Raw genomic sequence first — 15,059 nt, 5'->3', positions numbered from 1 at the left:
GTCGGTGACGTACTTCAACAACAGCGACAACCCCACGACTGCAAGCCGCAGCATCAACTTCCAGGTCAACGACGGGCAGTCGCTGAGCAACCTGAGCAATGTAGCGACCAGCACGGTGACGGTGGCAGCGGTGAACGACGCACCGGCCAATACGGTGCCTGGCGCGCAAACCACGATCGAGGATACGAGCAAAGCCATCACCGGCTTGTCGATTTCAGATGCAGCCGACGGCAACACCGGATCCATGACGGTGACGCTGGCTGTGACCAACGGGACGATGACCGTCAGCGGCGGAACCGCCACGATCACCAACAGCGGCACCAACAGCGTGACATTGACAGGCACCGTTACGCAAATCAACGCAACACTTGCGTCCAGTGTGACCTATGTGCCGACGCTCGACTTCCACGGCAACGCCACGCTCACGATGACGACGAACGACAACGGCAATGTAGGCGGCGGCGCCTTGACCGATGTGGACACAGTCACCATTTCAGTGACTCCAGTGGTGGATATCGCCAACGATACCGCCACGACGACTGAAGATACGCCAGTCACCATCAGCGTTCTGGCCAATGACAGTTTCGAGAACGCGGGTCGTGCGATTACAGCGGTCAATGGTCTGGCCATCACGGCCGGCGGTGCATCGGTGACCGTGGAAAATGGTACTGTGGCGCTCAACGCCAGCGGGCAGTTGATCTTCACGCCGACACTCAACTACAACGGCGCGGCATCGTTCACCTACACGGTCACATCTGGCGGCGCTGACGAGACGGCTACCGTCAGTACAACCATTACGGCTGTCAACGACGCCCCGGTCAACGTCTATACCTCTTTGACAGTGGTTGAAGACGTGCCTACGGCCATCACTGGCATCAGCGTCAGCGATGTCGATGTAGCGTCAGGCATCATCACCGTGACCCTGAGCGTACCGGTTGGGTCTTTCACCGCGACAAGCGGCAGTAGCGTCACAGTTTCGGGTTCCGGCAGCACAACGCTCGTGTTGTCGGGTACCCAAGCCAATATCAACAGCTTCATTGCGGCTTCTGGTGTGGTTTACACCACAGCAGGCAACGCCAACGGCAGCGTGGTCATGACCATGAGCACCAACGACGGTGGAAACACCGGCAGCGGCGGAGCACTGACAGACACGGACAACATCACCATCAATATCACGCCGGTCAATGATGCACCGGTCAACACCGTACCGGTTGCACATACCACCAGTGAGGATACGAGCAAGGCCATCACGGGCCTGGCCATTTCCGATGCGGCTGACGGCAACACCGGAAGCATGACCGTCACCCTGGCGGTTGCCAACGGCACCATGGTGGTCAGTGGTGGCAGCGCCACGATTACCAACAGCGGCACCAACACGGCAACTCTCACCGGAACCGTGACTCAGATCAACGCCACGCTCGCATCCAACGTTACATATGTGCCGAATGCCAACTTCAACGGCACCGACACCCTGACCATGACCACCAACGACAACGGAAATGTCGGCGGCGGTGCATTGACGGACGTTGACACCGTCAGTATTTCTGTCAGTGCGCTCAACGACGCCCCGGTCAACACCGTGCCTGCCTCGATAGCGGTCACCGAAGATGTGGCTACGGTCCTTACTGGTATCAGCGTCAATGATGTGGATGCGGCGTCCAGCACCATCAGCGTGACCCTCAGCGCCCCGACGGGCTCCTTGACAGCCGCCGCCAGTGGTGGTGTCACGGTCACTGGGTCGGGCACGGGCAGCCTGGCCCTGGCCGGCACGCAAGCCAACATCAATGCCTTTATCGCTGCATCCAACGTCACCTATCTGACTGCAGCGAATGCGAACGGCAGTGTGACACTGACGGTTACGACGACGGACCTGGGCAACGCCGGCGCGGGCGGTACCTTGACCGATGTGGATACCGTGACCTTGAACATCACGGCAGTCAATGACGCGCCAACATTGAGCGCGACGGTATCCAATCCGATCTTTACCGAAGGAGCCGGATCCACACAGGCAAACGCTTTATCGGTTTTCAGCGGTGCAGCAGTAAGCGCCGGAGAGGCCACTCAGTCCATCACAGGGCTTACGTTCACCGTGGGTGGGTTGATCGACGGGGCCAATGAACGGATCGTGGTGGACGGAACATCCATTACCCTTGGCGCGAATACTTCGGGCATCACGGCCACAAATGGCGTGACCTACAACATCACCATTGTTTCCGGTACGGCAACGGTGGTGTTGAGCGGCGCGGCGCTGAGCGATGCAGCGGCGCAAACGCTGGTCAATGGCATCACCTACCAAAACACCAGTGTAGATAACCCGACCGATGGAAACAGGGTATTCACACTGACCCAACTCGTCGATAGTGGCGGAACCGCCAATGGCGGAGTGAATACGACGGCACTTTCCATCGTCTCGACGGTTAATGTTGATCCTGTGAATGATGCTCCGGTGGTGGACTTGGACGGCAGCGCGACCGGAATCAATTACGCGACCACGTATTTCAGGAATCTCGATACACCGGTTCGTATCGCAGATCTTGATCGGGTGGTGACGGATGTAGACAACGCAAACCTGACAGGCGCGACCATATCTTTCAGCTCTGGAGGTCGAAATGGAGATGTGCTGTCGTTCACCAATACGGCAAATATCACAGGTACCTACAACACCGGTGCGCGCACATTGACCCTGACCGGCACTGCCACAGTAGCCGAATACGAGGCAGCGCTGAGCGCGATCACTTTTGTAACCAGTTCGAACAATAACGGCCAGCGTGTGGTCGGCGTGACAGTGACAGATGGCGCATCGACCAGCGCGGTGGCGAATACGACCATTAGTTTTTCCACCTCCACCGCCGCACCGGTCGCTATAGCGGCCACTGCCACCGGAGATGAGGATGCTGCGGGCGGTATCCCGATCACTTTGAGCGCCAGCGACCCCGACGGAACTATCAATAGTTTCAGGGTTAGCACGCTCCCCGCCAACGGCACGCTTTATACCGATGCAGCAATGACGCTGGCCATAACCACCACCGCGCAAACCATCAGCGTGACACCACAGGCGACACAGAGCCTGACGCTGTACTTCAAGCCCGATGCAAATTACGACGGCGTGCCAACGTTCCAGTTTATTGCCACCGACAATTCGGGAAGTACCGGCACAGCCGCGGGCACCATCACGGTTACCGCCGTCAACGACGCACCGGTGAATACGGTGACTTCAGCATTCGCCGGCACGGAAGATACCAGCCGCGCTATCACTGGCTTGTCGATTTCTGATGCGGCAGATGGCGACACCGGAACCATGACGGTGACTTTGACGGTGACCAATGGGACGATTACCGTGGCTGGCGCCGGCGCCACGATTACCAACAACAACAGCAGCACAGTCACCCTTAGTGGCACCGTCGCCACTATCAACACCCGATTGAGCGCAGTGACCTACGTGCCAACGGCAGACTTTAATGGTGCTGCGGTATTGACCATGACGACCAACGATGGCGGAAATGTCGGCGGTAGCGCTTTGACCGATGTCGACACCGTCACCATCACCTTGGCAGCAGTGGCCGACATCACCAATGACACTGTGATCACGGCCGAAGACACGCCTCTCAGCTTCAACGCGATTACGGGGACCGGAGGCGCAACTGCTGACAGTTTTGCAAACGCTGGACGGATTGTTACGGCGGTAACACAAGGCGCCAATGGCACGGTGGGTTACACCGCTGCCGGGGTTCTGACCTATACCCCGAATGCGCAATACAGTGGCAGCGACAGCTTTACCTACACAGTGACAAGTGGTGGCGTGACAGAAACCGCGACGGTGAATGTGACAGTCACCACGGTCAATGACGCACCGGTCAACACGGTGCCAGGCTCGATTGCGGTGACGGAAGATGTGGCATCGGTCATCACTGGCATCAGCATCAGCGATGTAGACGCCAGCGTCAGTACGATGACCGTCACACTTGGTGTGCCTGCCGGTACGCTGGCTGCGACAGCGGGTGGCGGTGTGGCTGTGTCCGGCTCAGGGACAGGCAGCCTGGTGCTCACCGGCACACAGACAGCGATCAACAGCTTTATCGCCGCCAGCGCCGTGACCTACACCACAGCACTCAACGCCAACGGTGCGGTCACGCTGACTGTGACAACAAGCGATGGCGGCAATACCGGCAGTGGAGGCGTGCTGACCGATGTCGATACCGTGACCTTGAATATCACGCCGGTCAACGATGCGCCAGTTCTCGATCTGGACAGCGGCGTTGCCGGCACGGGGTACACCGCGACCTACATCGAAAACGGTGCAGGCATCCCCATTACCAGTGCCAGCCAGACGCTGACTGACGACAACGTGAACCTGTCCAGCGCCACAGTGACGTTGACCAACTGGCAAGCGGGCGACGTGCTGGCGGTAGGCGCTCTGCCGGCCGGTATCAGCTACACACTGTCGGGTTCCAACAACAACATACTGACCTTGTCGGGGTCGGCCACGGTGGCCAATTACATGGAGGCCTTGCGGTCCATCACATACGCCAATTCGTCGGACAACCCCAATACCACGCCCCGCTCCATCACGGTGGTGGTCAGTGACGGGTTGCTCGACAGCGCCGTAGCCACCTCGACCATTAACGTGACGGCGGTGAACGATGCACCTGTGCTGGATCTGGACGCCAGTGCTGCGGGTACCGGATACAACACCTACTTCATCCGCAGTACCGGACCGGCGCCAACACCTGTCAAGATTGCCGATACAGACGTGCTGGTCACGGATGCAGACAATGCCAATCTGACCGGTGCCACCATTACCCTGACCAACCGGCAGACCGGGGACGTGTTGTCGACTGCTGGCATTCCCGGGGGGCTGGGTATTACCGCCGTCATCAGTGGGGCGAACAGCAACGTGGTGACGCTCTCTGGCTCGTCCAGCCTGGCGAACTACCAGACCGCGCTCACTGCGATCACGTTCACCAATGCAAGCACCGCTGCCAGCCTGACCGCACGCAACTTCACCGTCAGCGTGACGGATGGCGCTTTGACGAGCAATGTCGCCAACACGACCATCAACATGGCGACCTCCGGCAATCCGGTTGCTGCGGCTGCCAGCGTGACGGGTAACGAAGACGCGGTCGGCGGCATTGCGGTTGCGCTAACGGCAGTGGACCCCAACGGTACCGTCGCCAGCTTCACGCTGAATACAACGCCTTCGAACGGTGCGCTCTACACCGATGCGGGTCTGACGCAGGCGGTGTCCACTGGCGTGGCCTACACCGCCACTGCGGGCGGCTTGACGCTTTATTTCAAACCGACGGCCAACTGGGCAGGCAGCACGAGTTTCAACTTCATTGCGACCGACAATTCGAGCGCCACCAGCACCAGTACAGTGGCAACCCTCAATGTGACGGCTGTGGCCGATGCGCCAAGCCTGAGCGTCGTGAACTCGCTCACGCAGGTGTTCAACACTACTTGGGAGTCTGTCGGCCCGCTAACCGGAACGGCGGACGATAGCAACAATGCCACGCACGCAAAAGGAACAGCGGCCATCGAAGGCTGGTCGCTGGCTGCCCTTGCGGCCGGCGATACGGTGGGAGCGTCTGGTGGTACGCAGGTCAGCCAGTTTTACTTCAATGCGGATGGCGACAAGATATTCAACTCGAACAACAGCACGTTTTACACGGCAGCCGGTATGCTGGGGAGCACCACGGGGGCAGATGCACAGAGCGTTTTCCTGCATCTGGACAACGCGGCCAATGGCGTGTCATCAGCCAACCCGAACTATCAAACGCCGGGCATCACCCGTACCATCAACGTTACCGACCTGAACAACATCTATCAGTTGAGCCTGAACTACGCGGCCGATGCAGCGCCAACAGCCAACACCGGATTCCAGGTGATTGTGGACGCAGGCACGGCCAATCAGGTGGTGATCGGTACCTACACCGCGAGCGCCGCGCAGTCGGCCCTGGTATGGCAGTCCGTGCGTTCCGGCTTTGAGTTCACGACCACCGGCAACCACACCATCACCATCCGTACCACCTCACCCGAAAGCGGCAATGGCGTTGGCGGTTACTTCGACGACATCCGGCTGGTGGAAGCGCAGGGCGCCATTCAGAATAATTACCTGAGTGCAAACTACGGCACAGTGACCCGGATTGCCCTGGCCGGAAAAATTGCTGCCGCCCTGACAGATCTTGATGGGTCGGAGTCGCTAACGCTTGCGATCACCAATATGCCGGGTGGCTCACGCATCGTTTCAGGTACCACCACTTACAGCCCCGTCAATGGGCAGGTTTCGATTCCGTACGCAGCGCTTGGAGCGGCGTACCTCATGTTCCCGGAGGACTATTCCGGTCGGGTGGATCTGGGTGTGACGGCGACTTCCACAGAAGCGCTCAACAGCGCGACGGCGACCAGCTCGCAGACGCTCACCTTCCACATCTTTCCGCAAGGCATGTCGGCGGGTGATCCGCCGTTGATGGCGGTGGTCAACAACACCACCATCGTCGAGGGCGACTACGCCATGTTTGACATCCGTCTGGGTGCGCAGACTGGCAACGACGTCACCGTGACGCTGGCTACGACCAATGGAACCACGACCAGTGCCGACTTTGGCCCTGGGTTGCAGTATTCGGTCAACGGCGGAACAACCTGGTCGACTTACACCGGCAGCATGGTGCTCTCGTCCGGTAAAACCAGCGTTCTGGTGCGCACTCCAACCTTGGTTGACAACAGCATCGAAGGCTCTGAAACCTTCACCCTGACGGCGACGGTGTCGTCTGGCCCGGTCATCAACTCGGTGGCGGTGGGAACTGCAACCATCCTCGATCTGGACAGCGCGCCGATCCTGAAGGTCAGGCCTGTGGGGCAGTGGACTTTTGACGAAGGTTTTGGCATTCCTGCCTTGAATGAATACCGGAATATTCTGGGCACTTTGGCCGATGCCAACACGACCAACGGTATCGCGCCGCCAACCTGGATCGCCGGGCACGCATCGACCTCCGGGACTGCGCTGCAGTTCGACGGCAAAGGCTCGGCGCTGTCGGTCGATCCGGTCGAGCTGAATCCAATCACGGGTTCTGCAACCGTGACGTTCTGGATCAAGACCACTCAGAATGCGACCACCGATGCCGCACAATTCGGAGGTGGCGATATTGGGTGGAACCGCCCAAGCGTGATTGGCTCGGAACAAGATGGTGCCGTCAACGACGCGCAATGGGGTTGGATTAACAATGCCGGTCAGATCGGGCTCAATGTCGGTGATACGACAGGCGCCAGAAGTACGACGGCGATCTCTGACAATACCTGGCATTTTGTCGCCATGACCCGTAACGCGACCACCGGCCAGACCCAGATGTGGGTGGATGGCGTGCTTGAAAGTACTGTGACGGCAGCGGGCCTGGGGGGCACGATTACCAACGTGTTCGGTATTGGCTTCACCAATGGTGTCAATTCTGATTTTTCTCGCAGGATAGACAACGACAAATATCTCAACGCCGGCATTGACGATTTGCGGATTTACAGTAATGTGTTGACCAACGAGCAAGTCAGGTCGGTTTGGGGGACCGAAATCAACCACCACGACGCGGGCATCGCCAATGACGGCTCGACCTTCCGGTTTGACATCACGGCGCGCGCTTTTGACACATTGACCGTTTCCGGATTGGTGACCGGGTGGGTGATCACTGATGCGAGTGGCAACACCGCCACCAGTACCGGGGTCGGCCAGCTCATCGACATCTCGTCATGGAATGTCGTTGGCCCGTTGACAGTTACTGGCGTCACTGCCACGCAGTCGGCGTTGATCGATGTCAGTGCCACCAAAGGTGTTCATTCTGTAGACCAATTTCTCAACCTGGTCAGCATCAGCAACTCCTACGAAGGCACCGGCGCCAACAACACGCCGACCCTCAACGCCACGGCCTCCAACTTTGCCTTCGGCAATGGCGGTACGGATGTGCTCACAGGTGGTTCAGGGGACGACCGGCTGGATGGCGGGGCGGGCAACGACACGATCAATGGTGGGGCCGGCCGGGATCTGATCATTGGGGGCCAGGGCAATGACACGTTGACCGGCGGCCTGGGCTCTGACGTCTTCCAGTGGAAGCTCGGTGATGGCGGCACGGCAGGGTCACCGGCGGTCGATACGATCACTGACTTTGGAACCGCGACACGCGCTGCTGGCGGTGACGTGCTCGACCTCAGGGATCTGCTGGTGGGCGAGCGCGCCGGCACAATTCTGGGTCAGGACAATCTCGCGAACTTCCTGCATTTCGAAAAATCCGGTGCCGATACGATCGTCCACATCAGCACGACTGGCGGCTTCTCGAGTGATCCGCATGCGGTGGGATCACCTTCGAGCACGGTACTCGGTGCGGCGGATCAGAAAATCGTGCTGTCTGGCGTCGACATGATCGGTGTGTACACCACGGACCAGCAGGTGATTCAGGACTTGTTGACCAAGGGGAAACTCAACACCGACTGATGCCTTGGGCGCTCCCTGAAAAAGCGTAAGGATTTGGGGAAGCGCCGAACAAGTCCTCTGCGGCGTGCGCTCAGCCGGGCTCTTCGACTGCGGGCCCGGAAGCGCCGTCGAAGCCCGCCCCTTCCAGGGCGGCAAGCTCTGCGCGGTCAATCACGTCTTGTGCATAAACCTGCATGCCCATTTTGTGCGCAGCAGATGCCAGACCTTTGAGAAAAATTTGATTGGCTGCGCTGAACTGTAGCCCCCGGATAAAGCTGGAATCGACCTTGACGAAATCCAGGCCGAGGTCGTGCAACAGATCGGCGGGACTGGCATGGTCGCCAAAATGCGTCAGTCCCGCGCGGCTGCCTGCTTGACGGACTTCTGCGACGAAGGTCCGAAAGCTGTCCAGGTTTTCGATGGCCGCGGCTTCGGGCACTTCCAGCCACAAACGGCCTGCCAGGCTGGGGGTTTTTCTGAGCTGGTCCAGGAAGCGCTGACGGAAATTTTCTGCGGTGAAGGTAAGTGCCGACAGTCTGACGGCCAAAGCGGGCAGGCCCGGGTCATCGCCCAATGTCTCAAACGCCAGCTCGATGGCGGCCAAATCCAGCAGCGGCGTCAGCTGCCTGGCCTCGGCTATTTGCAGAAAGTGCCGGGTCGGTTGCCAGTCGCTTGTGCCGCTTAGCATTACTTCCAGCGCGCATTCCCTGTGCGTTAGCTTGCCTTCCAGGTGAAGTACCGGAAGCGACAGCAGGCGAAGCTGACCGGCTTCAATGGCCAGCCTGATCAGCTGGGCGGTGTCTTCTTCACCGCTGGCCGGGTGCTGATCTGCGGCCTGGCGGATAGTGTCTCCGCGTGTTGCTTCAGCCGCTATCAACGCGCCTGAGGCCTGTGCCATCAGGGCTTTCAGATCGTGACCCGGCTGCAATTTCGCGGTGCCGATGTAAGCCGTCGGACCGCTGCCAGTCAGGGGCGCGCACGCCTCAATCAAGGCTGCCAGCAGCTTGCTGGCAACCTCGCGTGCTTCGGCCTGACCCGGTAGCAGCAGGGCAAAATCGGAATCGCCGATACGTGCTGCAACCGCATTGACGCGCGTTGCATGCTCGCCAAGCACCGCAGCGAAGGTTTGCACGATTTCATTGACAGCCGGCGCCCCAAGACGCTGGGTGAGCCTGGAGAAATCGGCCATGCGTACCAGCAGCAGGGTGGCGCCCGTGGCCTCCTCACTGTCGAGCGAGTCCAGCAACTGGACCAAAAAGAAGGTCCGATTGGCCAGCCCGGTGAGCGGGTCGTAAATGGCGCTGACACGCAGGACCTCCAGTCGCTGCGCCTCCTCGGCAAACATGTTCTTGAGGCGGGCGACCATGCTGTTCATGGCCACTGCGAGTTGCTTGAGTTCCGGGACCGCTGGCACGTCGATCAGCTCGAACCGCCGTTCGCTGATGGCGCTGGCCTGGGCAATCACCCTTTGCAGGGGTTCGCGCAGCCGGCGCAGTATCAACATCCCAAGGAAGCCGCCCAACAGGCCAGACAGGCCAAGCGCCACCATCAACTGCAACACGCCTTTCCAGAGAGACGGATAAACAAAATGGCTGGTGCTGACGAGGGTCACGGTGCCCAGCTGATTCCAGCCGTTGCTGATCTGCGCTTTGCCAGGCAGGACGGTCAGCGGCAGGGAGCGGACAAACCACAAGGGAACAGCGTGTGTGTGGGGCGGGGCCACGCGCTCGACAATGGTTTTTCCAAGAGGGTCAACAACACGTATGAGCTCATATTGCCCGCTGTCAAACAATGCCGCAACGGTCAAGTCGACCATGACAGCGTCGGCATTTTGTTGGCTCAGGACCAGGGCCAAAGCGCTCGCATTGTCGGTATTTTTAGCATTGAGCTGCTCCGACAGATAACTTCGTGCATTCAGCGTGGACGCCAACAGACTGCCCAGCAAGGCCAGGAAGGTGCTGAGAATGATTGCGAGCCACATTTGGCGGTACATCGACATGGAAAATTCCCCTGGCAACAGTTCGTTATAGCGGTTTCTGAATGGATTCAATCAAAACCTTCAGCGCGGGCGCGCCTGAGGAATTCTTGCCAGCGCGACAGGCTGCCTGGCCCCCCGGCGCCCCGCGCACCGGACGTCCTTTGCCAGAGACCCTGGCTATTGAAGCTGAACACGGGTCGCAGGTCCGGCCGGCGTGAACCAGGTTGAATGTCATTGATCAGGTTGTCGAGGATCAGGGGTTCTGCGTTCGGGGTGGGGTAAAAAGCCAGCACCATGTGTGCCTGGACGATGCTGCTGTTCATGCCGCCAAGACGAGCCTGTACATAGACAAGGCGCATTTTTTCTTCGGGAACGCCCAGTAAAAGCAGGGTGAAGTATTTGGCAATGGTGAAGTCCTCGCAATCGCCGGCGCCCCGGCCCAGGGTTTCCATGGGGGTAGCCCAATAGTCGCTCTGCCCCCAGATATCCTGTTCTTTCCCAAACCTGATGCGACGGTTGAAAAAGTCGTTCACCTGCTTGAGCTGGGCAGTCTCGGTCTGCGCCGCGCTGTCCTTCAGCAGTTTCTGCCAATCGAGGAACTGGCCAGCCGCAGCCGGGCCGAAGCGCTGTGACAGGACGTTTTGCATCCGCTCGAAGTCTACGGCGGCGACCTTTAACGCCCCGAGAATGAGCAACACGACGATCAACGTGGCTCGTTGGAGGTGTTTCAAGTGTGTCGTTTTTGCGCCAACAGCGGGATTCGCCGGGATATTAATTGCACTTAAGGAATACCTGCGTTACGATGAAAATATCTATATAAAACAGCAACTATTCGCGATTTGTTAACCTGGTTTCGAACAATTTTTCACCGTCGATTCCCAGAAATTTCAGTACAAAAGCCTTGAATTCGGGCGTGCGCGCTGCGAGAAAAGTAATAAGCAATGCATGAAAAGTCACCTGACACTGCAGCTCTGCGGAACCCGGTTGTTGTCGCGCGGGAAAGGCGGACCATTTTTGCCAGTGTAGCGGCGAAGCGGTCACTGGCATGAGCGTGTTACAAAAGCTGTGCTGGCTTGGCGAGCCCAGCGTTGAACCACCGAGTGAGTGCGCTCCGGGGACCCACCCCGTGCGGGCCATGGCTACCTCTTTTTTCCGCGCTGCCATGGCGGTCAGCGTCTGCATGCTGGTTGTGCCTGCTTCCGCAGATGCGCAGACGGAAAAACCGTTGACCTTGAAGGAGGCCGCGCAAAAAGCCGTCTTGAACAACCCCGAGGTGCTGGCGCGCTGGCATACCCTGAAGGCCGCTGGTTTTGAGCGCGACGCAGGCGCAGGCGCGCTTCTGCCTCGCGTTGACCTTTTGGCCGGCGCCGGCGCGGAGCGGCGTACCGACACCACGGCGACCAACTCGCGCTACGACCGGACATCTTCGTCGCTGACCATTACCCAGCTTTTGTACGACGGGTTTGCCACCCGCAACGAGGTCAAGCGGCTCGACCACGCCCGCCTGGTGCGTCTGTTTGAATTTTTTGATACCTCGGAAAGTGTCGCGCTCGAAGTGGCGCGGGCCTATTACGATGTGTTGCGGTTCCGGGAACTGGTGCGTTTGGCAGAGGACAACTTTGTCCAGCACCGGTCGGTCTTCGACCAGACCGAGCGCAGGGTCAAGGCCAAGGTGGCGCGCGGGGTTGATCTTGAGCAGATCGCTGCCCGTCTGGCCCTGGCCGAATCCAACCTGCTGACTGAAACCGCCAATTTGCATGACACAACCGCGCGCTTCCAGCGGATTGTGGGGCAAGTTCCAACGGCGGAGATGCCCCTGCCCGCGCAGCTGACGCTGAATATTCCGGCCGATCCAGCCCTTGCCGTGCAGGCAGCGCTACGGCGTAACGGGGCCTTGCGGGCCTCCATCGAAAATGTTCGCGCTTCCAATTCGGCATTGGCGTCGCGCAGCGGTGTTTACCAACCGCGCTTTGACCTGCGTCTGCGGCGAGATCAAGGCAAAAACCTCAGTGGCATTGCGGGCAACTCCGAGACCCATGTGGCCGAAGTGGTGGTGAGCTGGAACCTGTTTAACGGCTTGAGCGACCAGGCCAGGCAGCGCCAGTTTGCCGAACAGCTCAATGTTACCAAGGACCTGCGTGACAAGACCTGCCGCGACATCCGGCAGACGCTGCTGATTGCCCACAACGATGTCCGAAAACTCAAAGAGCAAATTGGTTACCTCAACCAGAACAAGGTGTCCGCCGAGAAAGCAAGAAATGCCTATCGCCTGCAGTTTGACATCGGGCAGAGGACGCTGCTGGATTTGCTCGACACTGAAAACGAGCTCTACCAGGCCAGGCGGGCCGAAGCCAATGCCGAGCAGGATCTCAATATTTCCTATGCCCGGACCCATGCCGGGGTGGGCACTTTGCTGGAAGCGCTGGAGTTGTCCAAGATAGACGCAGGTACCGTCCCCGGGCTGGAGCAATGGGACGAGGCAGGAGACGCGGCCCAGAGCTGCCCGACAGAGCCTGTGACCCTGTACGCGGTTGACAAGGCTGCGCTGATTGAACGGTCTGTCGAGTTGCAGAAACAGACGGCGCTGCTCAATGCTCGGGAGCGTGCCATGCTGGAAATATTGGCGCCTCAGCCCGCCGTGGCGCCGGGAACCGTGCCGACAGCCCCTGCGGCCAAACCGGGGCAAGGTGTCTCGACCCCGCCCGCCAGGCCGGCCAACCGGACTGCTCCTGCTCGTCCGGTGTCGCCTCCCGCTGTATCGGCGCCAGCGCTCGCTGCTCCAGCGGCGTCGCCCGTACCCGCGCCCGCTACGCTGGTGCCCTTGCCAGCGCCAGCGCCAGCGCCAGCGCCAGCGCCTACGCCTACGCCTACGCCGGTGTCCTCACCGGATAACGCTGACTACACCGAGTTGAGACTGGCACTGCAAAGCTGGCGTGCCGCGTGGTCCAAGTCCGATGTGGACGCTTACCTGGGTTTTTATGCACCTAATTTTGTGCCTTCCATCGGCGGTGACCGGGAGACCTGGAAAGAAAGACGCAAGGCGGCTCTGGCACGTGCGGCCGACATTTCTGTGGAGATAGCGGACCTGACGGTTAGCCTTTCGGATGCGACGAATGCGACCATGGTGTTCAGGCAAACCTACAGGTCAGCCAATTACCGCGACGTTGTCACTAAAACCCTGCAATGGGTGAAGTCGGGTGATCGCTGGTTGATTGTCAGGGAGAGTTCTGCAACTCCCGTGTCAGCGGGCCAATAGCCGGCGCGCCAGGAAAAAAGCCGGACTGGCACCGGCGTTTGAAATTCACTGAAGCAATTGCTGCGGCCTTGAGGCAGGCTGCTCAGCGCAGGTTGCCGGCGGCGGCCACCCTGTCGAGCTCGTCAAACACCTTGTCAAAATCGACAGGTTTGGTCCAGTAACCGGTGAACCCGGCTTGCTCGGCCAGTATTTTGTGCTCGGGGAAGGTATCGGCAGAACACATGAACGCCGGAGTTGCTTCAAGGCCGGGGATGTCTCGCATGCGCTTGAGCAGGTCAATGCCGTGGGTGTCTGGCAGGCGGCCGTCCAGGACGAGCACGTCGGGTTGCCATGCGCTGGCCACTTCAAACCCCTGGGCGCCGTTTTGGGCCATGCGCATCTCCACGTCGTCGCGCGTGCGCATCACGTCGTCGAACAGCATCAGGTTGTACATGTTGTCTTCCACATACAACACGCGCATTTTCCGCAGCACTGCTTCGCCAGGTGCTTTTTCGGGGAGCAGCGGCGCGGGGGATGTGTCGCTGAAGTCGCTGGTCTGCTCCCAGTAAACGTCGGTGGATACCTTGTCCAGCGCCCGGCAAAGCCGGGCGGACTGGATCAACGCGTTTTCGACGCGTTTGCGCTCGGTGACGTCCAGGATCAGTTCAACAAGCAGCAGCAGTCTCCCCTGGGCATCGGCTTCGGAGAACAACAGGGTGTGAACATCCAGCAACTCGCCGTCCGGCCGGATGATGCGGTAGTCAAGCTCGATGGCACCCGGTCCCTGTCGCAACTGTTCGCGCGCGCTGAGCAGCATGTCGAGATCGTCGGGATAGACCAGGCCCATGGCGACCTCCAGGGTGATGAGCGAGCCCACCGGAGCCACGCCAAACAGGTCATAGGCACGTGTATTCCAGGTCAGCTCCTGCCTGGCCAGGTTAAATACGCTTTGGGCCACGCCAGTGGCGGTCATCAGCTGCTGCTGCATTCTCCGCTGGGCTTCGGCGAGCCCGAATTCGGGCTCGGGCGTAGCTTGTCTGAAGCCAGGCGCAGGCTCATCCATGGGAGTAAGCCTTGATGGCCATGGAGCGCGCAGGGCGGTTGACGTGGGGCACAGGAATCTCCAAGTGGTCTGGTGCCGGTTGCTGCCCGCAGGCAAATGACTGGCACCGGGTGGTCGGGAAATGTCAGGGAATTTTGCCAGACCTGGAAACCATCTTATGCCAGAAATCGCCCGAATTCATCGCCTGGCTGATCGATGGCGAGCAGCTACGCCTGCGGAATGGGCAGTCCGTGTCAGTCTGGCAGAACGGCTGTGACCTCAATTTCGATCCGCGCCCGCTCTTCGACCAGGGCCGAGACCTCCACACAGGTCATGGCCGGGAAATTTTTGC

Annotated in this window: 7 protein-coding genes and 1 pseudogene; 2 read left to right on the top strand and 6 right to left on the bottom strand. The window is 59.7% G+C overall.

Going from position 1 to position 15,059, the window contains the following annotated elements; all coding sequences use genetic code 11:
• The coding region (locus tag ACESMT_RS20810) for a hypothetical protein (protein ID WP_372828497.1) at positions 1-246 on the bottom strand (246 nt) is incomplete at its 3' end.
• On the opposite strand from ACESMT_RS20810, the gene ACESMT_RS20805 reads away from it, so the two are divergent.
• A complete protein-coding gene (locus ACESMT_RS20805) occupies positions 245-8,473 on the top strand; it encodes a beta strand repeat-containing protein (RefSeq protein WP_372828495.1) in 8,229 nt (2,742 codons plus the stop codon). The genes ACESMT_RS20810 and ACESMT_RS20805 overlap by 2 nt on opposite strands.
• Positions 8,474-8,543: 70 nt before the next feature.
• On the opposite strand, the gene ACESMT_RS20800 is transcribed toward ACESMT_RS20805, so the two are convergent.
• The 3 genes from ACESMT_RS20800 to ACESMT_RS20790 form a co-directional block, all read right to left on the bottom strand.
• On the bottom strand, positions 8,544-10,451 hold the full coding sequence (locus ACESMT_RS20800; RefSeq protein ID WP_372828494.1) for a LapD/MoxY N-terminal periplasmic domain-containing protein: 1,908 nt from the start codon (positions 10,449-10,451) through the stop codon (positions 8,544-8,546).
• 47 nt (positions 10,452-10,498) lie between these two features.
• Positions 10,499-11,128, bottom strand: coding sequence for a transglutaminase-like cysteine peptidase (locus ACESMT_RS20795; RefSeq protein WP_372828498.1), 630 nt, complete (start codon positions 11,126-11,128; stop codon positions 10,499-10,501).
• 130 nt (positions 11,129-11,258) lie between these two features.
• Positions 11,259-11,612 carry a hypothetical protein gene (locus ACESMT_RS20790; protein ID WP_372828493.1) on the bottom strand — a complete coding sequence of 118 codons (354 nt, stop codon included), beginning with the start codon at positions 11,610-11,612 and terminating at the stop codon, positions 11,259-11,261.
• Between ACESMT_RS20790 and ACESMT_RS20785 the strand changes: the two genes are divergently transcribed.
• Complete coding sequence (locus ACESMT_RS20785; protein ID WP_372828492.1) at positions 11,593-13,686, top strand: TolC family outer membrane protein; 2,094 nt, start codon at positions 11,593-11,595, stop codon at positions 13,684-13,686. The genes ACESMT_RS20790 and ACESMT_RS20785 overlap by 20 nt on opposite strands.
• Positions 13,687-13,768: 82 nt before the next feature.
• On the opposite strand, the gene ACESMT_RS20780 is transcribed toward ACESMT_RS20785, so the two are convergent.
• Both ACESMT_RS20780 and ACESMT_RS20775 read right to left on the bottom strand, forming a co-directional pair.
• Positions 13,769-14,728, bottom strand: a complete 960-nt coding sequence (locus ACESMT_RS20780) for a response regulator (RefSeq protein WP_372828491.1) — start codon at positions 14,726-14,728, stop codon at positions 13,769-13,771.
• A 233-nt stretch (positions 14,729-14,961) separates the two neighbouring features.
• Positions 14,962-15,059, bottom strand: a pseudogene (locus tag ACESMT_RS20775) (RidA family protein); the annotation flags it as partial.

The sequence above is a fragment of the Polaromonas sp. genome (assembly GCF_041689105.1).
In the GTDB taxonomy this organism is placed as follows: Bacteria; Pseudomonadota; Gammaproteobacteria; order Burkholderiales; family Burkholderiaceae_C; genus Polaromonas.
Note: the sequence above shows the minus strand (reverse complement) of the source record. Positions and strands in the feature narration are given on the sequence as shown.